General features: G+C 73.7%; 21 protein-coding genes and 1 pseudogene. 14 read left to right on the top strand and 8 right to left on the bottom strand.

Annotated elements, in window-relative coordinates; genetic code table 11:
• The first annotated feature begins 65 nt into the window (after nucleotides 1-65).
• Together BX266_RS13500 and BX266_RS13495 are read left to right on the top strand one after the other, a co-directional pair.
• Nucleotides 66-983: a DeoR/GlpR family DNA-binding transcription regulator gene (locus tag BX266_RS13500; RefSeq protein ID WP_399171278.1), complete on the top strand. Its 918-nt coding sequence runs from the start codon at nucleotides 66-68 to the stop codon at nucleotides 981-983.
• Between the two features lie 67 nt (nucleotides 984-1,050).
• On the top strand, nucleotides 1,051-2,406 hold the full coding sequence (locus BX266_RS13495; protein WP_099899692.1) for a condensation domain-containing protein: 1,356 nt from the start codon (nucleotides 1,051-1,053) through the stop codon (nucleotides 2,404-2,406).
• Nucleotides 2,407-2,463: 57 nt separating this feature from the next.
• Here the strand turns inward: BX266_RS13495 and BX266_RS13490 are convergent, their stop codons facing one another.
• Complete coding sequence (locus tag BX266_RS13490) at nucleotides 2,464-4,239, bottom strand: biotin carboxylase N-terminal domain-containing protein (RefSeq protein ID WP_099899690.1); 1,776 nt, start codon at nucleotides 4,237-4,239, stop codon at nucleotides 2,464-2,466.
• Nucleotides 4,240-4,457: 218 nt separating this feature from the next.
• Complete coding sequence (locus BX266_RS13485; RefSeq protein WP_099899688.1) at nucleotides 4,458-5,210, bottom strand: hypothetical protein; 753 nt, start codon at nucleotides 5,208-5,210, stop codon at nucleotides 4,458-4,460.
• A gap of 249 nt (nucleotides 5,211-5,459) precedes the next feature.
• Here BX266_RS13485 and BX266_RS13480 point away from each other — a divergent pair, with 249 nt between their 5' ends.
• The gene (locus BX266_RS13480) at nucleotides 5,460-6,209 is read left to right on the top strand and encodes a S9 family peptidase (protein WP_099899686.1); all 750 of its coding nucleotides are present in this window, start codon (nucleotides 5,460-5,462) and stop codon (nucleotides 6,207-6,209) included.
• A gap of 7 nt (nucleotides 6,210-6,216) precedes the next feature.
• Here the strand turns inward: BX266_RS13480 and BX266_RS13475 are convergent, their stop codons facing one another.
• A complete protein-coding gene (locus BX266_RS13475; RefSeq protein WP_099899684.1) occupies nucleotides 6,217-6,828 on the bottom strand; it encodes a nucleoside triphosphate pyrophosphatase in 612 nt (203 codons plus the stop codon).
• A gap of 19 nt (nucleotides 6,829-6,847) precedes the next feature.
• Nucleotides 6,848-6,973, bottom strand: a complete 126-nt coding sequence (gene mmpB / locus BX266_RS39930) for a morphogenic membrane protein MmpB (RefSeq protein WP_259464689.1) — start codon at nucleotides 6,971-6,973, stop codon at nucleotides 6,848-6,850.
• Nucleotides 6,974-7,229: 256 nt separating this feature from the next.
• On the opposite strand from mmpB, the gene BX266_RS13470 reads away from it, so the two are divergent.
• Entirely contained in the window at nucleotides 7,230-7,655 is a 426-nt protein-coding gene (locus BX266_RS13470; RefSeq protein ID WP_099899682.1) for a DoxX family protein, read from the top strand.
• A gap of 64 nt (nucleotides 7,656-7,719) precedes the next feature.
• Here the strand turns inward: BX266_RS13470 and BX266_RS13465 are convergent, their stop codons facing one another.
• The gene (locus tag BX266_RS13465) at nucleotides 7,720-7,923 is read right to left on the bottom strand and encodes an acyl-CoA carboxylase subunit epsilon (protein ID WP_099899680.1); all 204 of its coding nucleotides are present in this window, start codon (nucleotides 7,921-7,923) and stop codon (nucleotides 7,720-7,722) included.
• A 21-nt stretch (nucleotides 7,924-7,944) separates the two neighbouring features.
• On the bottom strand, nucleotides 7,945-9,534 hold the full coding sequence (locus BX266_RS13460; protein ID WP_099899678.1) for an acyl-CoA carboxylase subunit beta: 1,590 nt from the start codon (nucleotides 9,532-9,534) through the stop codon (nucleotides 7,945-7,947).
• A 201-nt stretch (nucleotides 9,535-9,735) separates the two neighbouring features.
• On the opposite strand from BX266_RS13460, the gene BX266_RS13455 reads away from it, so the two are divergent.
• From BX266_RS13455 to BX266_RS39925, 3 genes and pseudogenes are all read left to right on the top strand, one after another.
• A complete protein-coding gene (locus BX266_RS13455) occupies nucleotides 9,736-10,632 on the top strand; it encodes a biotin--[acetyl-CoA-carboxylase] ligase (RefSeq protein WP_399169575.1) in 897 nt (298 codons plus the stop codon).
• 186 nt (nucleotides 10,633-10,818) lie between these two features.
• A complete protein-coding gene (locus BX266_RS13450) occupies nucleotides 10,819-11,883 on the top strand; it encodes an adenylate/guanylate cyclase domain-containing protein (RefSeq protein ID WP_099899676.1) in 1,065 nt (354 codons plus the stop codon).
• 171 nt (nucleotides 11,884-12,054) lie between these two features.
• A pseudogene (locus BX266_RS39925) lies at nucleotides 12,055-13,182 on the top strand (diguanylate cyclase domain-containing protein); the annotation flags it as partial.
• A gap of 593 nt (nucleotides 13,183-13,775) precedes the next feature.
• Here the strand turns inward: BX266_RS39925 and fdhD are convergent.
• Nucleotides 13,776-14,591 carry a formate dehydrogenase accessory sulfurtransferase FdhD gene (fdhD, locus tag BX266_RS13440; protein WP_099899673.1) on the bottom strand — a complete coding sequence of 272 codons (816 nt, stop codon included), beginning with the start codon at nucleotides 14,589-14,591 and terminating at the stop codon, nucleotides 13,776-13,778.
• Between the two features lie 112 nt (nucleotides 14,592-14,703).
• Here fdhD and hutH point away from each other — a divergent pair, with 112 nt between their 5' ends.
• From hutH to hutI, 7 genes are all read left to right on the top strand, one after another.
• Nucleotides 14,704-16,272: a histidine ammonia-lyase gene (gene hutH / locus BX266_RS13435; RefSeq protein WP_099899671.1), complete on the top strand. Its 1,569-nt coding sequence runs from the start codon at nucleotides 14,704-14,706 to the stop codon at nucleotides 16,270-16,272.
• A 137-nt stretch (nucleotides 16,273-16,409) separates the two neighbouring features.
• Nucleotides 16,410-17,282: a MurR/RpiR family transcriptional regulator gene (locus tag BX266_RS13430; protein WP_099899668.1), complete on the top strand. Its 873-nt coding sequence runs from the start codon at nucleotides 16,410-16,412 to the stop codon at nucleotides 17,280-17,282.
• Nucleotides 17,283-17,405: 123 nt separating this feature from the next.
• Entirely contained in the window at nucleotides 17,406-17,726 is a 321-nt protein-coding gene (locus BX266_RS13425; RefSeq protein ID WP_099899666.1) for a hypothetical protein, read from the top strand.
• A 175-nt stretch (nucleotides 17,727-17,901) separates the two neighbouring features.
• Nucleotides 17,902-19,569, top strand: coding sequence for a urocanate hydratase (hutU, locus tag BX266_RS13420; protein ID WP_099899663.1), 1,668 nt, complete (start codon nucleotides 17,902-17,904; stop codon nucleotides 19,567-19,569).
• A gap of 17 nt (nucleotides 19,570-19,586) precedes the next feature.
• Complete coding sequence (locus BX266_RS13415) at nucleotides 19,587-20,774, top strand: allantoate amidohydrolase (protein ID WP_099907811.1); 1,188 nt, start codon at nucleotides 19,587-19,589, stop codon at nucleotides 20,772-20,774.
• A 91-nt stretch (nucleotides 20,775-20,865) separates the two neighbouring features.
• A complete protein-coding gene (locus BX266_RS13410; protein ID WP_099899661.1) occupies nucleotides 20,866-22,218 on the top strand; it encodes a formimidoylglutamate deiminase in 1,353 nt (450 codons plus the stop codon).
• A 49-nt stretch (nucleotides 22,219-22,267) separates the two neighbouring features.
• A complete protein-coding gene (gene hutI, locus BX266_RS13405; RefSeq protein ID WP_099899659.1) occupies nucleotides 22,268-23,434 on the top strand; it encodes an imidazolonepropionase in 1,167 nt (388 codons plus the stop codon).
• Between the two features lie 7 nt (nucleotides 23,435-23,441).
• On the opposite strand, the gene BX266_RS13400 is transcribed toward hutI, so the two are convergent.
• Nucleotides 23,442-24,950, bottom strand: a complete 1,509-nt coding sequence (locus tag BX266_RS13400) for a peptide MFS transporter (RefSeq protein ID WP_099899657.1) — start codon at nucleotides 24,948-24,950, stop codon at nucleotides 23,442-23,444.
• Nucleotides 24,951-25,211 lie beyond the last annotated feature (261 nt).

Raw genomic sequence — 25,211 nt, 5'->3', positions numbered from 1 at the left:
AGACGGTCACTCGGGTTACCGTCGGTTCTGTGTTTGCAGCAGAACGTCGCCAGTTGATCCTCGAGATGGTGCGCGCCAACGGAGCCGTGTCGCTCCGTGAGCTGGCCCGCGTCGTCCAGACCTCCGAAGTCACCGTCCGCCGAGACGTCCGGGCACTGGAGGCCGAAGGGCTGCTCGACCGCCGCCACGGCGGCGCGGTGCTCCCCGGCGGCTTCAGCCGGGAGCCCGGCTATCCGCAAAAGACCCACCTCGCCGCCGTGGAGAAGAGCGCCATCGCCGATCTCGCCGCGGGCCTGGTCGAGGAGGGCGACGCCATCGTGGTCGGCGCCGGCACCACCACCCAGGAGCTGGCCCGCCGGCTGGCCCGGGTGCCGGGGCTGACGGTGGTCACCAACTCGCTGCTGGTCGCCCAGGCGCTGGCCCACGCCAACCGGGTCGAGGTGGTGATGACCGGCGGCACCCTGCGCGGCTCCAACTACGCCCTGGTGGGCAGCGGGGCCGAGCAGTCGCTGGCCGGGCTGCGCGTCACCAAGGCGTTCCTGTCCGGCAGCGGGCTGACCGCCGAACGCGGCCTGTCCACCGCCAACATGCTCTCCGCCTCGGTGGACCGGGCGCTGGTGCAGGCCGCCAACGAGGTGATCGTGCTCGCCGACCACACCAAGCTCGGCGCGGACAGCATGTTCCAGACCGTCGCCACCGAGGGCATCACCCGGCTGGTCACCGACGAGCACACCGCCGCCGAGGACCCGACCGCCCGGGAGCTGGACGCGCTCGCCGACTGCGGGGTGCAGATCTCGGTCGCCGCGCTCGGCCTGGCCGCGGAGTCCGCGCCGGTGCACCAGCCGCCGGGCCCTGCGGTGCCGCGCCGCCCCGTCCCGCCGCCCGGTCTGGCCCCCGGCACGCCGCTGCCCGGCCAGCGCCGGCCCGCCCCGCACGGCGGCGGCCTGCCGCCCACCGCCCGGCTCGCCGAACGCATCCGCTGACCGGTTCCGGCCCGGCCCCGGTCGATCCCTGGCCCGCCCCGGCGGACCGCTTGTAGCGTCTGGCCCCATGGACGCAGCGATCGAAACACTCGACCGTACAACCGAATTGACGGTGCGTGAGGCCCGCGGCGGACGCGGCCCCGCGACCTGGGGACAGCGCGCCATCCACTCCGCCCTGGCCAAGCTCGGCCCCGAGGCGCACCGCTACAACCTGCGGCTCGCCGCCCCCGTCGACCCCGGCCTGCCGCTCGACGGGGTGCGGCGGGCCTTCATCGAACTGCTGCACCTGCACGACGCGCTGCGCACCCGGCTGGTGGTCGACGCGGACGGCGACCTGGTCCAACTGGTCGACGCGGACGGCGAGCTGCCGGTGGCGCTGCTGCACCGCGACACGCCCGAGCAGGCCGCCGCGGCCGCCGCGGGGCTGCTCGCCGAGTACGCCGCCGCGCCCTTCGACCCGGCCGCCGGCTGGCCGGTCCGGCTGGGCCTGGTGCTGGTCGACGGCCTGGTCCGGCAGACCGTGCTGGTGCTCTCGCACACCGCCACCGACGGCTGGGGCATGCGCCGGCTGGTCCGCGACCTGATGTTGCTGGTGGCCGGACGCAGCGCCCAGGACCTGCGCGCCGAAAGGGAGTTCGCGCAGCCGCTGGACGAGGCCGCCGAGCAGTGCTCGGACCGCGGCCGGCGCCGGGACGCCGCCGCCCGCCGGCACTGGCGGGACAAGCTGAGCTCCGGCCCGCGCACCCTGCTGCCCCGCCCGCCCGCGGACGCCGACCCGGAGCGGCGCTTCCCGTTCGCGGTGCTGCGCTCCCCGGAGCTGGCCGCCGCGCTGCCGGAGGCGGCCGCCCGGCTGCGCACCAGCGACGCCACGGTGCTGCTGGCCGCCGCGGCCACCCGGTTGGGCGAGCTCACCGGGCAGCGCGAGGTCCTGTTCCAGGTGGTGGTCGGCAACCGCTTCTCCGAACAGGCCGCCGAGGCCGTCACCACCCTCGCCCAGGAGGGCCTGTTCCACCTGCCGGAGCTGGCGGGGGAGTTCACCGAGACGGTGCGCCGCTGCCAGGGCCCGGCACTCAGCGCCTACCGCCACTCCGGCTACGACAAGCCGCGGTTGGACGCCGAACTGGCGGAGCTGCGGGCCTCCGGCGTCGAGCTGGCCGACCACTCGGTGTTCTGGAACGACACCCGGGACCCGCTGGCCGCGCTGATGCCCGACGGCACGGACGGAGCCCCGCCGGCGCGGCGGGAGCTGAGCTTCCCCGACGAGTTCCCGCTGCGGCCCGGGGTGAGCGTCGCGGTGGACGTGATCGCCGCCCCCGGCGCGGTGGAGCTGCTGATGGTCGCCGACAGCGCCCTGCTGGACCGCGAACGGATGGCGCAGTTCCTGTGCGGCGTCGAGGAGTTGGTGCTGAACGCGGCCGGATAGCCGGAAGGGCGGCGGAAGTCCGTGGACTTCCGCCGCCCTTCACGGGACCGACCGGGGTCAGACGTCCTTGATCTCGCAGAGCGCGGCGCCGCTGGAGACCGAGGCGCCGACCTCGGCCTTCAGGCCGACCACGGTGCCGGCCTTGTGGGCGTTGAGCGGCTGCTCCATCTTCATGGCCTCCAGGACCACGATCAGCTCGCCCTCGGCGACCACCTGGCCCTCCTCCACGGCGACCTTGACGATGGTGCCCTGCATCGGCGAGGCCAGGGTGTCGCCGGAGACCGCCGAGGCGGCCTTCTTGGCGCCGACCCGGCGCTTCGCCTTGCCCGCACCGGTGCCCGCGGCCGGGGCCGAGGCGACGCCGAGCGAGGACGGCAGCGAGACCTCGATCCGCTTGCCGCCGACCTCGACCACCACGGTCTCGCGGCCCTCGGGCTCGTCACTGTCGCCGCCCGCGCCGGTGAAGGCGGGGATGGTGTTGTCGAACTCGGTCTCGATCCACCGGGTGTGGACCTTGAACGGTTCCGCGGAGCCGTGCACCTCGGGGGCGAAGGCGGGGTCGGTGACGACGGCCCGGTGGAAGGGGATGGCGGTGGCCATGCCTTCGACGGTGAACTCCTCCAGGGCGCGCTTGGCGCGCTGCAGGGCCTGCTTGCGGTCGGTGCCGGAGACGACCAGCTTGGCGAGCAGGGAGTCCCAGGCGGGGCCGATCACCGAGCCGGACTCCACGCCCGCGTCCAGGCGGACGCCCGGGCCCGACGGCGGGGCGAACAGGGTGACGGTGCCCGGTGCGGGCAGGAAGTTGCGGCCCGGGTCCTCGCCGTTGATGCGGAACTCGAAGGAGTGGCCGCGCACCTCCGGGTCGTCGTAGCCCAGCGGCTCGCCGTCGGCGATGCGGAACATCTCGCGGACCAGGTCGATGCCGGTGACCTCCTCGGAGACCGGGTGCTCGACCTGCAGGCGGGTGTTGACCTCCAGGAAGGAGATCAGCCCGTCCTGGGAGACCAGGAACTCGCAGGTCCCCGCGCCGACGTAGCCGGCCTCGCGGAGGATCGCCTTGGACGCCCGGTACAGCTCGGCGTTCTGCTCGGCGGTCAGGAACGGCGCGGGCGCCTCCTCGACCAGCTTCTGGTGGCGGCGCTGCAGCGAGCAGTCACGGGTGGAGACCACTACGACGTTGCCGTGCTGGTCGGCCAGGCACTGGGTCTCCACGTGGCGGGGCTTGTCGAGGTACTGCTCGACGAAGCACTCGCCGCGGCCGAACGCCGCCACCGCCTCGCGGACCGCGGAGTCGTAGAGCTCCGGGATCTCCTCCAGGGTGCGGGCGACCTTCAGACCGCGACCGCCGCCGCCGAACGCGGCCTTGATCGCGACGGGCAGGCCGTGCTCCGCGGCGAACGCCACGACCTCCTCCGCGCCGGAGACCGGGTCGGCGGTCCCCGCCACCAGCGGCGCGCCGGCCCGCTGGGCGACGTGCCGCGCGGTGACCTTGTCACCCAGATCGCGGATCGCCTGCGGCGGCGGGCCGATCCAGGTCAGGCCGGCGTCGATGACGGCCTGCGCGAAGTCCGCGTTCTCCGACAGGAAGCCGTACCCGGGGTGGACCGCGTCCGCCCCCGCGTCGGCCGCGGCCTTCAGCACCTTCGCGATGTCCAGGTAGCTGGTCGCGGGGGTGTCGCCGCCCAACGCGTACGCCTCGTCGGCCGCCCGCACGTGCAGCGCGTCCCGGTCCGGCTCCGCATACACCGCGACACTGCCGATACCGGCATCCCGGCAGGCCCGGGCGACGCGAACGGCGATTTCCCCGCGATTGGCGATGAGCACCTTGCGCACTGTGGCTCCCTTCTCGAACCTCGTCGAGTCTATGGATTGGAGGGCGCTACCGGCGAGTAGTCCCTGGTGGTGAGCGTTCTCACACGCTCGGTGGCCGGATTCCCGTACGGATGGCGGCCGTTGACGGCGCGCCGCAGGCCGGGGGCACGGGGCGATCTTCCACCGGGCCGCTGGGGCGGCCGTCGAGAAAGGGTGGCCTTCGCCACACCGGGTTCGGCTCAGACGGCCGCCGGGCTCGGCCGGGCGGTCGCGGCCGCCGTCACGTCGGCCTCGAACTCGACCACGTCCGGACCGTACGCGCGGGCGTTCACCACCCGCAGCACCACGGCGAACGCGCCGTCCCGGCCGTGTCGCCGGGCCAGCTTCCGGTGGTTGGCGGCCAGGTAGCGCACCGCGGCGTGGTTGGAGACCGCGGTCTGACCGGATATCAGGAACACCGGCCGGCTGCCCGCGCGCAGGTGCACCCGCGCCAGCAGCACGTACGCACGCCCGCCGGGCTGCTCGCCGGAGGTCTCGAAGGCGAACTCCCGCGACCCGATCAGCAGGGTCGGCACCGGGTGCCCGCTGTCCTCGGCGGGGGAGCCGAAGGCCACCCCGGGCAGCCAGGAGGCCAGGTGGGCCGCCGTGCGGACGTTGCTGCTCGGACCGCCCACGCAGAACTCGGTCTTGTCGCCGAGCCCCTGGCGCACCTCGTCGTGCCCGGTCAGGGTCGCCTGCGCCCCGCACTCGCGGACCAGCGCGGCGAGCTCCATCAGGGCGTACACGTCGCTGCGCGACACGCTCTTCGAACTCGGCGACGCCGGATGGTGGTTGACCACCAGCAGCGCCTCGCCGTCGGCGGGCAGGCCGAAGAACGCGCGCTCGCGCTCCAGCCGGCGCCGCCGGCGCACCGACTGCGCCAGCCAGCCCAGCCCGGCACTGATCGCCGAGGCGATCAGCCCCAGTACGACGTTGAGCACACCATCGGTCATCTTCTGCTCCCCGTCGCTCCCTTCCGGTCCGGCTGCGCCAGCCTATCGGCGGCCCGGCGGACAGGAGGGTGGAACAGTGCAACAGATGTGCGGGTCCGGTTCTGTCCGATTCCGCACCGGTGAAACGGAACCGATCCTGCCGCTTCCCGGGCCGCCATAACGGAATGGTTCAGACCATTGACCGTGCCGGGGGCGGTCCCTAGCGTCACAGCCACCATCGGCACCATCCGCACGATTCACGGGGGAAACGTGAAACGTTCAACGCCGGCCGTCGCGCTGGCCGCGACCGCACTGCTGCTCGCCGCCTGCTCCTCCGGCGGTGACCGGAAGGCCGACGCCGCGCCCAGTGCGAGCGCCGACACCTACGGCTGCCTCACCCAGGAGCAGGCCGCGAAGGGCTCCTTCAGCCTCGACGCCGGCACCACCGGCGGCACCGACCTCGACGCCTACTACCGGGACTCCGACGCCGGCCACGCCAAGGTCGGCCTGGTCTTCTCGCACCAGCTCGGCGGCTCGCTCTGCGAATGGGCGACGAACTTCGACGCGTTCACCAGGGCCGGCTACGCGGTGCTCGCCTTCACCTCGGAGGGTGACGTCACCGAGGGCATCAAGGCCGCCGGCGCCTACTACCGGGCCAAGGGCGTCACCCGGATGGCGCTGGTCGGCGCGTCCAAGGGCGCCGCCGCCTCGATCGTCGCCGCCAAGCTGGACAACCCGCTGCCGGTCGAGGCGGTGGTCTCGCTCTCCTCGCCGGAGGCCTACAGCCAGTACAACCCGGCGGTCTCGGTCAAGGCGGTGAAGGCCCCCACCTTCTTCGCCGCGGAGGAGTCCGACGTCCCGTTCAACACCAACGCGAAGACCCTGTACGAGGCCTCGGTCGGCGAGGACAAGCAGCTCAAGATCTACCCGGGCGGCCACCACGGCGCCCTGCTGCTCGCCGACGGCGCACTGCCGGACGTGCTGGCCTACCTGGCCAAGCACGCCCCCGCGGCGGGCTGACGGGCCGTCAGGCCCACAGGTCGGTGATGCGCACGTCCAGCTCGGCGAGCAGGCGGCGCAGCAGCGGCAGCGACAGTCCGATCACATTGCCGGGGTCGCCGTCGATCCCCTCCACGAACGGCGCCGAACGGCCGTCCAGGGTGAACGCCCCGGCCACGTGCAGCGGTTCGCCGGAGGCGATGTACGCGGCGACCTCGGCGTCGTCGGGAGTGCCGAACCGGACGGTGGTGGACGCGGTGGCGCTCGCCCGCCGTCCGGTCGCGGTGTCGATCACGCAGTGCCCGGTCCGCAGCACGCCCGAGCGGCCGCGCATCGAGCGCCAGCGCTCCAGCGCCTCCGCCTCGTCGGCGGGCTTGCCCAGTGCCAGGCCGTCCAGCTCCAGCACCGAGTCGCAGCCGATCACCAGCGGCGGCTCGCCCGGCTCCGCGGCCAGCTCGCCGGCCACCTTCACGGCCTTCGCGACGGCCAGCACCAGCGCCAACTCGCCCGGCGTCGGCGCGGACAGCGCGTCCTCGTCCACCCCGCTCACCCGCACCTGCGGGTCCAGGCCCGCCTGCCGCAGCAGGCCCAGCCGGGCGGGGGAGGCGGACGCGAGAACCAGCGGGCGGCGAGCGGTCATGGCCCAAGCCTAGCCGCCGCTAGAGCAGCACCAGGGCCGCCCCCGCGAGCGCCAGCAGCGCGATCACCAACGCCGTCCGGCGCAGCCTCCGCTGCACCTCTAGGGCCTCGTGGGACGGTTCGTCGCGGGGGTCTGACCAGAGCACCGGACCAGCCTGCAACGACACTTCGGCGCGGCGCCTGAGTATCCGTACTCAGTCCGCGTCGGGGAGACGGTTCGGGTGCCGTCTTGACGTCGGGCCCCGGTTTCCCTGCAATAGAGCAACTGACTTGTCGGGTTCATGATCGGCGACGTGCGGTCCGCCGAGATGCCCCCTCGTGCCCGACGACACGTCGCTCCACTGTCAGGGCACGCACAGCACAGAACCACCCCACTGGTTTTCGGCTGAGGAGAAGTCCCGGATGTCCCAACTGGTCACCACCGCGCGCACCACCACCGACGCGGTCCGCCCCCACCTGGTCGCCCTGCACCGCGTCGTCGTCGGCCTGCTGTTCGCCTGCCACGGCGCGGCCTCGCTGTTCGGCGTCCTCGGCGGCGCCCACGGCGGCGGCTCCATCAAGGCCGGCACCTGGCCCGGCTGGTACGCCGCCGTCATCCAGCTCGTCTGCGGCATCCTGGTCCTGCTCGGCCTCGGCACCCGCATCGCCGCCCTGCTCGCCTCGGGCTCGATGGCCTACGCGTACTTCAGCGTGCACCAGGAGAACGCCCTCTTCCCGCTCCAGAACGGCGGCGAGCCCGCCGTCCTGTTCTGCTGGGCCTTCCTGCTCATCGCGGCGCTCGGCCCGGGCAGCTACGCCCTCGACGGAAAGCTCTTCGGCCGGCGGTGAACGACGCGGGGCGCGGTGGCGGGAGGGCGAGCGCCCTGCCGCCACCGCGCCCCGGAGCCCTGCGCTACCTCGGCCAGAGGCTCGTGCGCCAGGCGTGCGGCCCCGGCGCCGGCAGCCGGCGCAGGCTGCGCGCGGTCCACGCGGAGGCCGGGCCGGACGCCTCGGCCGCCGCGGCGGCCCGCGTCGCGGCCCGGGATTGGACCACCGCCAGGACGGTGGCCAGCTCCTCAGGGGTCGGCTGTCCGTGCAGCACCTGAATGGGGGTCATCTCGCGGAGCTCCCTTCGGGGTTAGAGCGGGATGTTGCCGTGCTTCTTGGGCGGCAGCGACTCGCGCTTGCCGCGCAGCGCCCGCAGCCCCCGGACGATGTGCCGGCGGGTCTCGCTGGGCGCGATGACCGCGTCGACGTAGCCGCGCTCGGCGGCCAGGTACGGGTTGAGCAGGGTGTCCTCGTAGGAGGCGAGCAGTTCGGCGCGCCGCTCCTCGCCGCGGCCCTCCGCCTCCGCGGCGGCGATCTCCCGCCGGTGCAGGATGTTGACCGCGCCCTGCGCGCCCATCACGGCGATCTGCGCGGTCGGCCAGGCCAGGTTGAGGTCCGCGCCGAGGTGCTTGGAGCCCATCACGTCGTACGCGCCGCCGAAGGCCTTGCGGGTGATCACGGTGATCAGCGGCACCGTCGCCTCGGCGTACGCGAAGATCAGCTTGGCGCCGCGGCGGATGATGCCGTCCCACTCCTGGCCGGTGCCGGGCAGGAAGCCGGGCACGTCGACGAAGGTCAGCACCGGGATGTTGAAGGCGTCGCAGGTGCGCACGAACCGGGCGGCCTTCTCGCTGGCGGCGATGTCCAGGCAGCCGGCCAGGTCCATCGGCTGGTTGCCGACCACGCCGACCGGGTGGCCCTCGACCCGGCCGAAGCCGATCACGATGTTGCCCGCGTACAGCGGCTGGACCTCCAGGAAGTCGCCGTCGTCCAGCACGTGCTCGATCACCCGGCGGATGTCGTACGGCTGGTTCGCCGAGTCCGGGACGATCGAGTCCAGCTCCAGGTCCTCCTCGGAGATCGCGAGGTCGGCCTGCTCGGGGTAGGCCGGCGGGTCGGAGAGGTTGTTGGAGGGCAGGTACGAGAGCAGGCTCTTGACGTACTCGATGGCCTCCTTCTCGTCCGCGGCCAGGTAGTGCGCGTTGCCGGACTTGGTGTTGTGGGTCCGGGCGCCGCCCAGCTCCTCCATGTCCACCGTCTCGCCGGTGACCGTCTTGATCACGTCGGGGCCGGTGATGAACATGTGCGAGGTCTTGTCGGCCATCACCACGAAGTCGGTGACGGCGGGGGAGTACACCGCGCCGCCCGCGCACGGGCCCATGATCAGCGAGATCTGCGGGATCACGCCCGAGGCGTGCACGTTGCGGCGGAAGATCTCGCCGTACAGGCCGAGCGAGGCCACGCCCTCCTGGATCCGGGCGCCGCCGGAGTCGTTGATGCCGATCATCGGGCAGCCGGTCTTCAGCGCGAAGTCCATCACCTTGACGATCTTCTCGCCGAACACCTCGCCGAGCGAGCCGCCGAACACCGTGAAGTCCTGGGCGAAGACCGCGACCTGGCGGCCGTCCACGGTGCCGTAGCCGGTGACCACGCCGTCGCCGTACGGGCGGTTCTTCTCCTGCCCGAAGTTGGTGGAACGGTGCCGGGCGAACTCGTCGAACTCCACGAAGGAGTCCTCGTCGAGCAGCTCCAGGATCCGCTCACGGGCCGTCAGCTTGCCCTTGGCGTGCTGCTTCTCGACCGCCGCGGCCGAGCCGGAGTGCACCGCCTCGTCGATCCGCCGACGCAGATCGGCGAGCTTGCCGGCGGTGGTGTGCGCGTCCTGCGGTGCCTCGGTCATTCCGGTGGCTCTCCCTGCGTCCTCGGCCGCCGGCCCGGGGCGTGAGGGTTGCTGGGCAGGGCGGCGCTGCGGTCTACCGTTGAGTAGCGTAGCCAGCCCGGCGGCGTCCGCGGTTATGGCCATCGACACATCGTGCCACTGCCCGTTCTGCGGGACGATGATGCGGACTACGCCGACCCCGCAGCCGCCTAGGCTGGCCCGGTGACCACACCCGACAGCCCCCGCCCCCGCCGCTCCGGCCTGCGCGGCTTCGGCCACGACGGCCCCTCCCCGTGGACCGACCTGGACCGCCCGCCGCTGGACGAACGGGCGCTGCGGCTCGACCTGTTGCGCCCCGGCGCGCTGTGGACCTCACTCGATGTGGTGAGCGAGACCGGCTCCACCAACAGCGACCTCGCCGCCCGCGCCAAGGACGGCGCGCCCGAGGGCGCGATCCTGATCGCCGAGTCGCAGAGCGGCGGACGGGGCCGGCTCGACCGCCGCTGGTCCGCGCCGCCGCGCAGCGGCCTGTTCCTCTCGCTGCTGCTGCGCCCGCAGGGCGTGCCGATTGAACGCTACGGCTGGCTGCCGATCCTGATCGGCACCGCCGTCTCCGCGACCCTCGACCGGGTCGCCGGCCTGCCCACCGGGCTGAAGTGGCCCAACGACGTGCAGACCGAGGTCGACGGGCAGGAGCGCAAGCTCGGCGGCATCCTCACCGAACTCTCCGGCGGCGCGGTGATCGCCGGCCTCGGCCTGAACGTGTCGCTGCGGCAGGCCGAACTGCCCGTCCCCACGGCCACCTCGCTGGCCCTGGCCGGCGCCGAGGTCACCGACCGGCCCACCTTGCTGCGCGGCCTGCTGCGCGAGTTCGCCGAACTGTACGGCGAGTGGACCGCCGCCGCGGGCGACCCGCACGCCAGCGGACTGCTGCCCGCGTACACCGCCCGCTGCACCACCCTGAACCGGCCGGTGAAGGTCCAACTCCCCGGCGACCGCGAGCTGGTGGGCGAGGCGGTGGCCGTGGACGGCGACGGCCGGCTGGTCGTCCGCACCCCCGACGGAACCCGTCACCCGGTCGCGGCCGGCGACGTGGTGCACGTCCGCCCGCAGGACTGACCCGACCGGTCTCACCCTGCGGGACCTTCCGACCTGCTGCCGGGCGGATGCCCCGGATTACGCGATTCCGTGCGAACATTCCACCTGGCAGCGGTGTGAGGCTCGCCACTACCCCCGCGGTGGTCGCGCGCCCAGACACTCGACGACGGCAACACACAAGTGCGGCAACCGCACGGGGACGGACCGGTGACAGACAACGGCGGCGCCACGACGGGCTCCGGCAGCGGCGCGACGGACGAGAACACCGTCGCGGCCGACCTGGAGCGGCTGATCCTCGACGCACCGCGGAAGTACACCCCCTACCAGGCCGCGCGCGCCGCGGAGGTCCCGATGGACCTCGCCACCCGCTTCTGGCGCGCCATGGGCTTCCCCGACATCGGCCAGTCCCGCGCCCTCACCGACAACGACGTGATCGCGCTGCGCCGCCTCGCCGGACTCATCGAGTCCGGTCTGCTCAGCGAACCGATGGCGATCCAGGTCGCCCGCTCCACCGGCCAGACCACCGCGCGGCTGGCCGGCTGGCAGATGGACACCTTCCTGGACAACCTGACCCAGCCCGTCGAACCCGGCATGACCCGGTCCGACGTCGCCTACCCGCTGGTCGAACTGCTGCTCCCCGAACTGGAGCAGTTCCTGGTCTACGTGTGGCGCCGTCAGCTCGCCGCCGTCACCGGCCGAGTGGTCGCCGCCGCCGAGGACCACGAGGTCACCTCGGGCCGGCTGGCCGTCGCCTTCGCCGACCTGGTCGGCTTCACCCGGCTCTCCCGCCGGCTGGAGGAGGAGGAACTCGGCGAGCTGGTCGAGGGCTTCGAGAACACCTGCTCCGACCTGATCGCCGGTCAGGGCGGACGGGTCGTCAAGACCCTCGGCGACGAGATCCTGTTCGTCTCCGAGGACCCGGCCACCGTCGCCGAGATCGCCCTCTCGCTGGTCGAGACCCTCGCCAAGGAGGACAACATGCCCGCCCTCCGGGTCGGCATGGCCTTCGGCACCGTCACCTCCCGGATGGGCGACGTCTTCGGCACCACCGTCAACCTGGCCTCCCGGCTCACCTCGATCGCCCCCAAGGACGCCGTCCTGGTCGACGGCGAACTCGCGACCGCGCTCGAACAGAACGGCACCGCGGGCCTCCCCGAGACGCCCCCCGACGCCGCCCACCGGTTCAGCCTCCAGCCGATGTGGCGACGCCCCGTGCGCGGCCTCGGCCTGGTCGAACCCTGGCTGCTCACCCGGGTGCCCGCGGCCGGCTGAGTCCCGGCGGTGCTCTTCAGCGGAAAACCGCGCATACCCCCCTAGTCTGGGTGAAAGGCCCCGCGGGGAGGGAGAGCGACGGTGAGTGAGGCGACCATGGACGAGCAGGCCTCGTTCGAGGCGGCGGCGCCCGACTTGCGGTTGCAGGCCGTGGTGGAGCTCGCGCAGGACATGGCCGGGGCGTTGACGCCGCTGGAGGCGGTGCGGGCTGCGGCGGTCCGGGCCACCTCCGCGCTGGGGGCGACCATGGCCGCGGTCTCGGTGTGGGACCGCGAATCGGGCCGGCTGCGCGTGCTGGTCAACCACGGCGAGCTCTCGCCCGGCGAGGAGGAGCTGCCCGAGGACGAGTCCTACCCGGTCGCTGACTTCCCGGAGATCGTCACCTACCTGGAGGAGCACTGGACCACCGGCCGGCTGCCCCGGGCGTGGATCCAGACCGCCGAGGACCTCGGCCCGCACACCGGCCACCACCACCCCGACTCCGGGGCGTTCTGCCGCCAGCGCGCCGCGGGCCTGCGCCGGCGCGGCCGGGGCTGCTGCCTGGTCGCCCCGATCGTGCTGCACGGCCAGGCCTGGGGCGAGCTGTACCTGGCCCGCGGCATCGGCATGCCGGTGTTCAGCGACGCCGACGCCGACTACGCCACCCTGCTCGCCGCGCAGATCTCGGCGGGCCTCGCGCAGACCGAACGGGTCGCCGACCTGCGCCGCCTGGCCTTCACCGACGCGCTCACCGGCCTCGCCAACCGCCGCGCGGTGGACGCCCGCCTGGAGGAGGCGCTGAAGGCGCACACCAGGGAGGGCGCGGTGGTCTCCCTGGTGGTGTGCGACGTCAACGGCCTGAAGCGGGTCAACGACCAGCTCGGCCACGAGATGGGCGACCGGCTGCTGGAGCGCTTCGCCCACCAGCTGTCGCTGTCCGCCGCCAGGCTCCCCGGCAGCCTCGCGGCGCGGCTCGGCGGCGACGAGTTCTGCCTGCTCGCCGAGGGCCAGTCCGCGGACGAGGTGGTCGCCGTCGCGGAGGAACTCTGCGCCCGCGCCCTGGAACTGACCGACGGTGATGGCGTGGCCTGCGGAGTCGCGTCCACCGGCGACTCGATCGGCCCGGTCACCACGCCCGACCGCCTGTTCCGGCTCGCCGACGCGGCCCAGTACCGCGCCAAGGCCGCCCGCGCCGCCCACCCGGTGGTGGCCGGCCGAAGCCAGGGCCCCGGCTTCGCCCCCGACCCCACCGTGCAGCTCGCCGACGCGGCCGACCCGCACCACCGGCCCGACGCCCGCAAGGGCGGCGGCGGGCGGCCGAACGGCGACCGGCGGCGGTTCCGCGGCGCCGCGCACAGCGCCGACCCCGGGCAGCTGCTGGCCGCCGTCCTCGCCGCGCTCGACCAGGGCGGGATGCAGGGCGTGGTGACCCACCCCGCGGACACCCTCGGGCGGGTCGCGGTGGTCGCCGAGACCGCGTCCCGGCTGCTGAACGCCGTCGGCTGGTGGGTGTCGTACGTCCCGCCCGGCTCGCTGCTGATGCGCACCGCCCGGCACGCCGTCTACCGGATGACCGGCGGTCCCGCCTCGGCCCGGGCGCAGACCCAGCGGGCCCAGATCGAGGCCCCGGACGCCGTCTTCGACCTCCGCCACTACCCCCTCACCAGCCGGGCCGTGGCCGGCGGCTCGTTCGCCCTGCGGGCCGGCGCGCCCGGCAACGACGCCGCCGAGGAGGCCGTCATGGTGGTCTCCGGCTACCGCGCCATGGTCGCCGCCGGCGGCGCCAACGCGGCGGGCGGCTGGCTGCTGGAGCTGTTCGCCGACGAGTCCACCCTGCCGCTCGGTCAGATCGCCCCGGCCCTGCGCACCCTGGTCGCCGTGGCCCTCTCCGGCCCGTGCTCCCCGCCGCCGTCCTAGCCGATCCGGTCCGGGCGGGTGTAGACGTTCGCGGTGCGCTCGCGGAGGAAGCCGACCAGGGTCAGGCCGAGTTCCTCGGCGAGGTCGACGGCCAGCGAGGACGGGGCGGAGACGGCGGCGAGCAGCGGGAGACCCGCCAGCGCGGCCTTCTGGGTGAGCTCGAAGGAGGCCCGCCCGGAGACCAGCAGCAGGTGGCCGCGGAGCGGGAGCAGGTTCTCGCGCAGGGCCCAGCCGACGACCTTGTCGACGGCGTTGTGGCGGCCGACGTCCTCGCGGGCGCAGCGCAGCGTGCCGTCGGCGGTGAACAGCGCGGCGGCGTGCAGCCCGCCGGTGGTGTCGAAGGTGCGCTGGGCGGCGCGCAGCCGCTCGGGGAGGGCGTACAGCGTCTCGGCGGCGACGGTCAGCGGGTCGGCGGCGACCTCCCACCGGGAGTGGGTGCGGACGGCGTCGACGGTGTCCCGGCCGCACAGTCCGCAGGCGCTGGTGGTGAGCAGGTTGCGGTGCGCGGAGAGGGCCGGGCGGGCGCCGCGGACGGTGGCGTCGACGACGTTGTAGGTGTTGGCGCCGTCCTCGTCGGTGCCCGCGCAGTAGCGCAGCGCGGCGAGTTCCCCGGTGTCCCCGATCAGGCCCTCGCCGACCAGGAACCCCGCCACCAGGTCGAAGTCGTGTCCCGGGGTCCGCATGGTGACGGTGAGCGCCTCGCCGCCGACCCGGATCTCCAGCGGCTCCTCCGCCGCCAGGCTGTCGGGCCGCCCGACCCGCTCCTCGCCGCGCAGCCGCACCACCCGCCGCCGTACCGTTGCCCGCGCCATCCGTCTCGCACCTCCGCGGGCCAGTCAACCACCCGTCGGGGGCCCGGAGGCCCAACGAAGTGGCGTGCTGCCCTGCTTGTCACATTCCCATTCACCTGATGAGATTGTGCATATGGATATGCACAGTGTCGTCGTCCAGGTCGGCAAGGCCGATGTCAGCGCCGAGGACGTCCTCGCCGTCGCCCGCGGCGGGGCCCGGGTGGAGATCGGGCCGGACGCGCTCGCCGAGATGGCCGCGTCGCGGGCCAGGATCGACGCCCTCGCCGCCGAGCCGCGCCCGGTCTACGGGGTGTCGACCGGCTTCGGGGCCCTCGCGGTGCGCCACATCAGCCCGGAGCTGCGGGCCCAGCTGCAGCGCTCGCTGGTGCGCTCGCACGCCGCCGGCATGGGTCCCGTGGTGGAGACCGAGGTCGTCCGGGCGCTGATGTTCCTGCGGATGAAGACGCTGGCCTCCGGCCGCACCGGTGTCCGGCCGCTGGTCGCCGAGACCATGGCCGCCCTGCTGAACGCCCGGATCACCCCCGCGGTGCGCGAGTTCGGCTCGCTGGGCTGCTCCGGCGACCTCGCGCCGCTGTCGCACTGCGCGCTGGTGCTGATGGGCGAGGGCACCGCCTTCGGCCCGGACGGCGTGGAGAAGGACGCCGCCGAGCTGCTCGCCGCGGCCGGGATCGCACCGGTCGAACTGCTGGAGAAGGAGGGCCTGGCCCTCATCAACGGCACCGACGGCATGCTCGGCATGCTGGTGATGGCCCTCGCCGACCTGGCCCGCCTCTACACCACCGCCGACATCACCGCCGCGATGACCCTGGAGGCCCTGCTCGGCACCGACAAGGTGCTCGCCCCGGAGCTGCACGGCCCGATCCGCCCGCACCCGGGCCAGGCCGCGGCCGCCGCCAACATGCTGGCGGTGCTCCGCGACTCCGGCCTGACGGGCCACCACCAGGACGACGCGCCGCGGGTGCAGGACGCGTACTCGATCCGCTGTGCCCCGCAGGTGGCCGGCGCGGGCCGGGACACCCTCGCGCACGCCCGGCTGGTCGCCGACCGCGAGCTCGCCGCCGCGGTCGACAACCCGGTGGTGCTGCCGGACGGCCGGGTCGAGTCGAACGGCAACTTCCACGGCGCCCCGGTGGCGTACGTGCTGGACTTCCTGGCGATCGCCGCCGCCGACCTGGCGTCGATCTCCGAGCGCCGCACCGACCGGCTGCTCGACAAGGCCCGCTCGCACGGGCTGCCCGCGTTCCTCGCCGACGACCCCGGCGTGGACTCCGGCCTGATGATCGCCCAGTACACCCAGGCGGCGCTGGTCAGCGAGAACAAGCGGCTCGCGGTGCCCGCCTCGGTGGACTCCATCCCGTCCTCGGCGATGCAGGAGGACCACGTCTCGATGGGCTGGTCCGCGGCCCGCAAGCTGCGCCAGGCGGTGACCAACCTCGGCCGGGTGCTGGCCGTGGAACTCGTGGCCTCCGCGCGCGCGTTGGAGATCCGGGAGCAGGCCGCCGAGCAGTCGGGCGTGCTCGCCCCGGCCACCGCCGCCGCGGTCGCCGCCGCCCGCGCCGCCGGCGTCGAGGGGCCCGGCCGGGACCGCTTCCTCTCCCCGGACCTGGAGGCCGCCGCCGCCCTGGTCGCCACCGGCGCCCTGGTCGAGGCGGTCGAGCAGGTCACCGGCCCGCTGGCCTGACAGTCCCGGGACGGGCGGGCGCACCCGCCGGACTGCGGTCCGGACCCGCCCGTCCCGGCAGGCGATACACGATTGCCCACCTGCCGGGACTGCGCCACAGTCGTCCCCACTGCTACCCGAGCCCGGAGGTACCGCAGATGACCGCCCTGGACGAGACCGGCACGTCGACCGGGCCCTCCGCCCGGCTGCTCCAGCTCTTCGAGGGCCACCGGCTGACGCCGACCCAGCGGCGGATCGCCCACTCGCTGGTCCGGCACGCCACCGAGGCCCCGTTCCTGTCCAGCGTCGAGGTCGCCGAACTCGCCGGGGTCAGCCAGCCCTCGGTCACCCGGTTCGCGGTCGCGCTCGGCTACGACGGCTACCCGGCGCTGCGCAAGCAGCTGCGCGAGCTCGGCGTCGGCGAGGCCGCCGCCCCCGAGAGCCCGGACGACGTGGTGCGCAACGAGCACCAGCAGGCCGTGCTCGCCGAGATCGCGCACCTGCGGCACCTCGCCGAACTGCTCGCCGACCCCGCGCCGATCGTCCGGGCCGCCCGGATCCTGGCGGCCTCCCGCCCGCTGCCGGTGCTCGGCCTGCGCGCCGCCTCCGCCCAGGCCCGCGGCTTCTGCTACTTCGCCGGCAAGGTGCACCCGGACATCCGGCTGCTCGACGAGGGCGGCTCGATGCTCGCCGACCGCCTGGAGCAGGCCGCGGCGGCCGGCGCCACCGCCGTGCTCTGCTTCGCCCTGCCGCGCTACCCGCGCGAGCTGATGGACGCCCTGGCGGTCGCCCGCGAGTGCGGGCTGACGGTGCTGACCGTCGCCGACTCCGCGTTCGCGCCGGTCGCCAAGCTCTCCGACGTGCTGCTGCCCGCCGCCGTCGGCACCGGCCTGGTCTTCGACACCGCCTGCGCGCCGATGATGCTCGGCCGCGTCCTGCTGCAGGCCATGTGCGACGAGCTGCCCGGCGCGGAAGCCCGGCTGGAGGCCATCGAGCAGTCCGCGACGGCCCGTCAACTGTTCCTGGAATGACACCGGTTGTTTCCCCAATGACACCTTTTCGTCGGGTTGACGACGGGGGCTGAGCGGGCATCTCTTCGGTAGGGAAAAGACAGCTTGGACGGGGGAAGTCCAATGCCACCGCCGATCCATCAGATGAGACTCACCGGACGACTCGGCTCCGGGGCCGACGAGTGGTCCTGCCCGATCTGCGGCCGCCGCATCGCGCTGCGCCGCCCGCCGCACCCGGAGCTCGTGGTGCTCGACCCGGGCGACGAGGAGGCCGTGCACATCGGCGTCCTGGAGCCGGGCGACGGGGCCGCCGAAGCCGCGGCCGCCCGCTACGGCGTCGGCCCCGTCCAGCACATCCCGCGCCCGCCGGCCCGCCCCGGCCAGCCGGACCCCCAGCCCGACGCGGAGGACCGCCGCTGGCTGGCCGAGATCGGCATCGACTGGGACGGCGACGAAGCGGCCTGACGGCCGCCGGGTGTCCACCGCTGCGACCAGCCGTCCGTCCGTACCGAACGCCGCCCCCGCCGGGCGGCGTTCGGCGTTCTCCCGGGTGGGCGTGGGCTCTGGCCAGGGCCTGACTGTTTGGATATATTCAGTCTCGTTGATCGTGAATGAAATCCATCTGCAAGGAGGCTGGGCCATGGCAGAGCAGGCGAGCGGCCCGCGCGAGGTTCGCGCGGCGCGGGGCACCGGGCTGAGCACGCAGGGCTGGCAGCAGGAGGCCGCCCTGCGGATGCTGATGAACAACCTCGACCCGGAGGTCGCCGAGCACCCGTCGAAGCTGGTGGTCTACGGCGGCACCGGCAAGGCGGCCCGGGACTGGCGCTCCTTCGACGCGATGGTGAAGACCCTGCAGGGCCTGAAGCAGGACGAGACCATGCTGGTCCAGTCCGGCCGCCCGGTCGGCGTGATGCAGACCCACGAGTGGGCGCCCCGGGTGCTGATCGCCAACTCCAACCTGGTCGGCGACTGGGCGAACTGGGAGGAGTTCCGCCGGCTGGAGTCGCTCGGCCTCACCATGTACGGCCAGATGACCGCCGGCTCGTGGATCTACATCGGCACCCAGGGCATCCTCCAGGGCACCTACGAGACCTTCGCGGCGGTCGCCGACAAGAAGTTCAACGGCACGCTGGAGGGCACCATCACCCTCACCGCCGGCCTCGGCGGCATGGGCGGCGCCCAGCCGCTGGCCGTCACCATGAACGGCGGCGTGGCGATCTGCATCGACTGCGACCCGTCCCGGATCGCCCGCCGGATCGAGCACCGCTACCTGGACGTCGAGGCCGCGAACCTCGACCACGCGCTGCAACTGGCCACCGAGGCCCGCGACAAGCGGCAGCCGCTCTCCATCGGCCTGCTCGGCAACGCCGCCGACCTGGTGCCGCAACTGCTCGCGATGGACGCCCCGATCGACATCGTCACCGACCAGACCAGCGCCCACGACCCGCTGGCCTACCTCCCGGCCGGCGTCGCCTTCGAGGACATGGCGACCTACGCGGCCGAGAAGCCCGCCGAGTTCACCCGGCGGGCCCGCGAGTCGATGGCCCGGCACGTGGAGGCCATGGTCGGCTTCCAGGACCGCGGCGCGGAGGTCTTCGACTACGGCAACTCGATCCGCGGCGAAGCCCAACTGGCAGGATACGAGCGAGCGTTCGCCTTCCCCGGGTTCGTCCCCGCGTACATCCGGCCGCTGTTCTGCGAAGGCCGGGGCCCGTTCCGCTGGGCGGCGCTGTCCGGCGACCCGAAGGACATCCACAAGACCGACAAGGCCGTGCTCGACCTGTTCCCGGAGAACGAGTCGCTGCACCGCTGGATCAAGATGGCCCAGGAGAAGGTGCACTTCCAGGGCCTGCCCGCGCGGATCTGCTGGCTCGGCTACGGCGAGCGCGACAAGGCCGGCGAGCGGTTCAACGACATGGTGGCGAGCGGCGAGCTGTCCGCCCCGATCGTGATCGGCCGCGACCACCTGGACTGCGGCTCCGTCGCCTCCCCGTACCGGGAGACCGAGGCGATGCTCGACGGCTCCGACGCGATCGCCGACTGGCCGCTGCTCAACGCCATGGTCAACGTCGCCTCCGGCGCCTCCTGGGTCTCCATCCACCACGGCGGCGGCGTCGGCATCGGCCGCTCCATCCACGCCGGCCAGGTCACCGTCGCCGACGGCACCGCGCTGGCCGGCGAGAAGATCCGCCGGGTCCTCACCAACGACCCCGGCATGGGCGTCATCCGGCACGTCGACGCCGGCTACGACCGGGCGAACGAGGTCGCCGACGAGCGCGGGGTCCGCATCCCGATGGCCGAGCTGTGACCGACGGCTTCGAGGCGATGTGGGCGGAGCTGCTCCCGGTGGGCCGCTCCGCCTCCTCCGGCGGCTACCGCCGGCACGCCTGGAACTCCGCCGACACCGAGTGCCGGGCCTGGTTCGAGGAGCAGGCCCGGGCCCGCGGCCTGGCCTGCGAGACCGACCGCAACGGCAACCAGTGGGCCTGGCTCGGCGACCCCGCCGCCGGGAACGCCGTGGTCACCGGCTCGCACCTGGACTCCGTCCCCGACGGCGGCGCCTACGACGGCCCGCTCGGCGTGGTCTCCGCGTTCGCCGCGCTCGACGAACTGCGCGCCCGCGGCGTCGAGTTCACCCGCCCGCTGGCGATCGCCAACTTCGGCGACGAGGAGGGCGCCCGGTTCGGCGTCGCCTGCGTCGGCTCCCGCCTCGCCACCGGCGTGCTCGACCGGGACGCCGCGTACGCGCTGCGCGACGCCGACGGAGTGCGGCTGCCCGACGCCATGGAACGCGCCGGACACGACCCGGCGCGGATCGGCGCCGACCCCGAACTGCTCGGCCGGATCGGCGCGTTCGTCGAACTCCACATCGAGCAGGGCCGCTGCCTGACGGAGGACCGGCCGGTCGGCGTGGCCAGCGCGATCTGGCCGCACGGCCGGTGGCGGTTCGACTTCCACGGCGAGGCCAACCACGCCGGCACCACCCTGCTCGGCGACCGGCGCGACCCGATGCTCACCTACGCCACCACCGTGCTCGCCGCCCGGAAGAAGGCCCGCCTCGCCGGGGCGCTCGCCACCTTCGGCAAGGTCGCCGTCGAACCCAACGGCACCAACGCGATCGCCTCGCTGGTCCGCGGCTGGCTCGACTCCCGGGCCGCCGACGAGGAGACGCTCCGTCAGGTGGTCGACGCCATCGAGCAGGCCGCCGTCGAACGCGGCGGCCGCGACGGCGTCCGGGTGGAGCTCACCCGGGAGTCCTTCACCCCCGTGGTCGACTTCGACGGCCCGCTGCGCGACCGCCTCGCCGACCGCCTGAAGGCCCCCGTCCTGCCGACCGGCGCGGGACACGACGCGGGAATCCTGGCGTCCGCCGTCCCGACCGCCATGCTGTTCGTGCGGAACCCCACCGGGGTCTCGCACTCCCCGGCCGAACACGCCGAGCAGGCCGACTGCCACGCCGGAGTCACCGCCCTCGCCGACGTCTTGGAGGATCTCGCATGTCAGCGGTCGTGACGCACGGGGCCGAGCACGCCGAGCAGGCCGACTGCCACGCCGGAGTCACCGCGCGGGTCACTGCCTCGGCCGACGTCTTGGAGGATCTCGCATGTCAGCGGTCGTGACGTACTGGGCCGAGCACGCCTGGCTCCCGCACACCGGCGGCCCCGGGGTCGCGCGGGACGTCCTGATCGCCGTCGGCCCCGGCGGGCGGATCGCCAGGGTCACCCCCGACAGCGGTCCCTGCCCCGCCGGGGCGGTCCGGCTCGCGGGGCTCGCCCTGCCCGGTCAGGCCAACGCACACTCGCACGCCTTCCACCGGGCGCTGCGCTCCACCGTGCAGGTCGGCTCCGGGACGTTCTGGACCTGGCGCGACACCATGTACCGGGTCGCCGCCACGCTCGACCCCGACAGCTACCTGGAGCTCGCCACCGCCGTCTACGCCGAGATGGCGCTGGCCGGGATCAGCGCCGTCGGCGAGTTCCACTACCTGCACCACGCGCCCGGCGGCGTCCGGTACGACGACCCGAACGCGATGGGCGAGGCGCTGATCGAGGCCGCCGCCCGGGCCGGGATCCGGATCACCCTGCTCGACACCTGCTACCTGGCCGCCGGGTTCGGGGCCGAGCCGACCGCGCCCCAACTCCGCTTCTCCGACGGCGACGCGGACGCCTGGGCCGCCCGGGCCTCCGGGCTCAAGGGCGCCGAGCACGCCCGGATCGGCGCTGCCGTGCACAGCGTCCGCGCCGTCCCCGCCGAGCAGTTGGGCACCGTCGCGCACTGGGCCGCGATGCGCAGGGCCCCGCTGCACGTCCACCTCTCCGAGCAGACCGCCGAGAACGACGCCTGCCTCACCGCGCACGGCGTCACCCCCACCCGGCTGCTCGCCGACCACGGCGTGCTCGGCCCGCGCACCTCGGCGGTGCACGCCACCCACCTGACGGACGAGGACGTCCGCCTGCTGTCCGACAGCACCACCACCGTCTGCATGTGCCCCACCACCGAACGGGACCTCGCCGACGGCATCGGCCCCGCCCGCCGCCTCGCCTCGGCCGGCTGCCCGATCAGCCTCGGCTCCGACAGCCACGCCGTCATCGACCCGTTCGAGGAGGCCCGCGCGCTCGAACTGGACGAACGCCTGCGCACCCGGACCCGCGGTCACTGGACCGCCAACGCGCTGCTCCGGGCCGGCACCGAGGACGGCCACGCCTCGCTCGGCTGGTCCGAGGCGGGCCGCCTGGAGGCCGGCGCCCTCGCCGACTTCTGCGTGATCGCCCTGGACACGCCGCGGACCGCGGGCCCGCCGCCCTCCCTCGGCGCGGAGATCGCCGTCTTCGCGGCCAGTGCGGCGGACGTGCGGCACCTGGTCGTCGGCGGCCGGCACATCGTCAAGGACGGGGCGCACCAGCTCGTTCCGGACGTGGGGCGGGCGCTGTCGGACGCCGTGGCCGCCCTGCGGTGACGGTCACGCCCACCCGCCCCCGACGGGGCGCACAACCTGAGTAGGGATCATGAGCACGCTCATCAGCAACATCGGGTCGCTGGTCACCAACGACCCGTCGATCGGCGAGGGGGCGCTCGGGCTGGTCGCCGACGCCGCGGTGGTCGTGGACGGGGACAGCGTCGTGTGGGTCGGCGCGAGTGCGGATGCTCCCGCCGCTGACGAATCCGTCGACGCCGGCGGGCGCGCGGTGCTGCCCGGGTTCGTGGACAGCCACTCGCACCTGGTGTTCGCGGGGGACCGCACCGCCGAGTTCAACGCGCGGATGTCCGGGCGGGCGTACAGCGCCGGCGGGATCCGCACGACGGTGGCGGCGACCCGGGCGGCGTCCGACGCGGAGCTGAACGCCAACCTCACCCGGTTCCTGGACGAGATGCTGCGGCAGGGGACCACCACCGTCGAGGTGAAGTCGGGGTACGGGCTGAGCACCGTCGACGAGGCGCGCTCGCTGCGGATCGCGGCCGGGCACACCGCGGAGACCACCTACCTGGGCGCGCACGTGGTGGGGCCGGAGTTCGCGGAGGACCCGGCGGGGTACGTCGCGCTGGTCACCGGGGAGATGCTGGAGGCGTGCGCCCCGTACGCGCGGTGGGTGGACGTGTTCTGCGAGCGCGGGGCGTTCGACGGGGACCAGGCGCGGGCGGTGCTGACCGCCGGAATCGCCAAGGGCCTGCGGCCGCGGGTCCACGCCAACCAGCTGGGCCACGGCCCGGGCGTGCAGCTCGCGGTGGAGCTGGGTGCGGCGTCCGCCGACCACTGCACCCACCTGACCGAGCAGGACGTGGCCGCGCTGGCCGACGGCGACACCGTGGCGACGCTGCTGCCGGGCGCGGAGTTCTCCACCCGCGCGCCCTACCCGGACGCCCGGCGGCTGCTGGACGCCGGGGCGAAGGTCGCGCTCTCCACGGACTGCAACCCGGGCTCCAGCTTCACCAGTTCGATGCCGTTCTGCCTGGCCGTCGCGGTCCGCGAGATGGGCATGACCCCGGACGAGGCGGTGCACGCCGCCACCGCGGGCGGCGCGCTCGCGCTGCGCCGCACCGACGTGGGGCGGATCGCCCCGGGCGCCCGGGCGGACCTCCAGCTGCTGGACGCCCCCTCGCACGTCCACCTGGCGTACCGCCCGGGCGTCCCGCTGACCGCCGCCGTCTGGCAGGGCGGGGTCCGCCGGGTGTGACGGGGCGTCAGCGCACGTCGCCCATGAGCTTCCCGACCCGGCCGCGGGCGGCGAACAGCCCGACGCCGGCGGCGATCGCCAGCAGGCCCTGGACGGCGAAGTACCAGGTGGAGCCGACCACGCCGTCACCGAGCAGCAGCTGGGCGATGGCGGCCACGCAGTCGCCCGCGGTGACGGCGAGGAACCAGACGCCCATCATCTGGCTGGCGTACTTGGCGGGGGCCAGCTTGGTGGTGACGGACAGGCCGACGGGGGAGAGGGTGAGCTCGCCCACGGTCTGGACCAGGTAGACCACGGCCAGCCAGAGCGGGGTGACCTTGGCGCCGCCGGTGGCCGCCGCCATGGCGAGCATCATCACCAGGAAGGACGCGCCGATCATCAGCAGGCCGAAGGCGAACTTCGAGGTGGTGGAGGGGTTGCGGCCGCGCCGGGCGGCGGCGTTCCACAGCCAGGCGAACACCGGGGCCAGCGCCATGATGTACAGCGGGTTCAGCGACTGGAACCAGCTGGACGGGAAGGAGAAACCGAACAGGCTTCCGGCGGTGTTCCGCTCGGCGAACACGCTGAGGGTGGAACCGGACTGGTCGTAGATCATCCAGAACACCGCGGCGGCCGCGAAGAACCACAGGTAGCCGCTCATCCGCGAGCGCTCCTCGCCGCTGAGGTCGCGGTCGCGCCGGATCCGGGCGAACACCAGGACGGGAACGGCGATGCCGGCCAGCGACAGCGGCCAGATCGCCCAGTCGACGGTGAAGTGCCCGGTGCCGGCGACCACGCCGTAGAACAGCGCGGCGGCGGCCAGCCAGAGCCCGACCTTGCGCAGCACGGAGCGGCGCTCGGCGGCGTCCATCGGCGCGGCGACCACGTTCGAGCGCGGGCTGAGGTGGCGGGTGCCCAGCAGGTACTGGATCAGGCCGAGCGCCATGCCGACGCCGGCCAGCGCGAAGCCCAGGTGCCAGTTCACCTTCTGGCCGACGGTGCCGATCACCAGCGGCGCGAGGAAGGCGCCGAGGTTGATGCCCATGTAGAAGATGGTGAAGCCGCCGTCGCGGCGCGAGTCGTCGTCCTTGTCGTAGAGGTGGCCGACCATCGTGGAGATGTTGGCCTTGAGCAGACCGGAGCCGACCGCGATCGGGACCAGGCCGGCGAAGAAGAACGCCTTGCTGGGCACGGCGAGCATGAAGTGCCCGGCCATGATGACGAGCCCGCCGAGGGCGACGGTGCGCCGGGCGCCGAGCAGCCGGTCGGCGATCCAGCCGCCGGGCAGGGCCAGCAGGTAGACCATCGCGTTGTAGACCGAGTACACGGCGGCGGCGGTGGCGGCCTGGATCTCCAGGCCGCCCTTGACCGCCTCGGTGGACATGTAGACCACCAGCAGCGCGCGCATGCCGTAGAAGCTGAAGCGCTCCCAGGTCTCGGTCATGAAGAGGGTGGCCAGGCCGCGGGGGTGGCCGAGGAAGGTCCGCTCGGGGGTGCCGGAGGGCCGTACCTCGGACTCCAGGGTGGTCGAAGCCATGCTGATTCCTTGCCTGTTTTCTCGGGTTCCCCACCACTCTAAGTCGCGAGTTCGACTGACTGCGGAGCGTGAATGGTATTCAGAAGGTAAAGCCTGTGGCCGGTGCACAGTGCAGTTCGATGGAAAAAATGAAGGATTGCCTGTGATGGCAAGGGTCGTGCGAAGAATGTCCATGAAAGCGCAGTTGCTTCCGAAGGTCCCCGCCGACCGTTGATGATCACGGCCTGTGACAGTGTTCACAGCGCCCCGCCCGGGCGCGCC

The organism is Streptomyces sp. TLI_171, assembly GCF_003610255.1.
In the GTDB taxonomy this organism is placed as follows: domain Bacteria; phylum Actinomycetota; class Actinomycetes; order Streptomycetales; family Streptomycetaceae; genus Kitasatospora.
The sequence above is the reverse complement of the archived record's forward strand: the minus strand, read 5'-3'. Positions and strand labels throughout refer to the sequence as shown.

Coding starts and splice junctions, on each gene's coding strand:
- BX266_RS13500 (WP_399171278.1), top strand. CDS start 66: ATGGTGCGCGCCAACGGAGCCGTGTCGCTCCGTGAGCTGGCCCGCGTC.
- BX266_RS13495 (WP_099899692.1), top strand. CDS start 1,051: ATGGACGCAGCGATCGAAACACTCGACCGTACAACCGAATTGACGGTG.
- BX266_RS13485 (WP_099899688.1), bottom strand. CDS start 5,210: ATGACCGATGGTGTGCTCAACGTCGTACTGGGGCTGATCGCCTCGGCG.
- BX266_RS13475 (WP_099899684.1), bottom strand. CDS start 6,828: ATGACCGCTCGCCGCCCGCTGGTTCTCGCGTCCGCCTCCCCCGCCCGG.
- BX266_RS13470 (WP_099899682.1), top strand. CDS start 7,230: ATGTCCCAACTGGTCACCACCGCGCGCACCACCACCGACGCGGTCCGC.
- BX266_RS13465 (WP_099899680.1), bottom strand. CDS start 7,923: ATGACCCCCATTCAGGTGCTGCACGGACAGCCGACCCCTGAGGAGCTG.
- BX266_RS13460 (WP_099899678.1), bottom strand. CDS start 9,534: ATGACCGAGGCACCGCAGGACGCGCACACCACCGCCGGCAAGCTCGCC.
- fdhD (WP_099899673.1), bottom strand. CDS start 14,591: ATGGCGCGGGCAACGGTACGGCGGCGGGTGGTGCGGCTGCGCGGCGAG.
- hutH (WP_099899671.1), top strand. CDS start 14,704: ATGGATATGCACAGTGTCGTCGTCCAGGTCGGCAAGGCCGATGTCAGC.
- BX266_RS13430 (WP_099899668.1), top strand. CDS start 16,410: ATGACCGCCCTGGACGAGACCGGCACGTCGACCGGGCCCTCCGCCCGG.
- BX266_RS13425 (WP_099899666.1), top strand. CDS start 17,406: ATGAGACTCACCGGACGACTCGGCTCCGGGGCCGACGAGTGGTCCTGC.
- hutU (WP_099899663.1), top strand. CDS start 17,902: ATGGCAGAGCAGGCGAGCGGCCCGCGCGAGGTTCGCGCGGCGCGGGGC.
- BX266_RS13415 (WP_099907811.1), top strand. CDS start 19,587: ATGTGGGCGGAGCTGCTCCCGGTGGGCCGCTCCGCCTCCTCCGGCGGC.
- BX266_RS13410 (WP_099899661.1), top strand. CDS start 20,866: ATGTCAGCGGTCGTGACGTACTGGGCCGAGCACGCCTGGCTCCCGCAC.
- hutI (WP_099899659.1), top strand. CDS start 22,268: ATGAGCACGCTCATCAGCAACATCGGGTCGCTGGTCACCAACGACCCG.
- BX266_RS13400 (WP_099899657.1), bottom strand. CDS start 24,950: ATGGCTTCGACCACCCTGGAGTCCGAGGTACGGCCCTCCGGCACCCCC.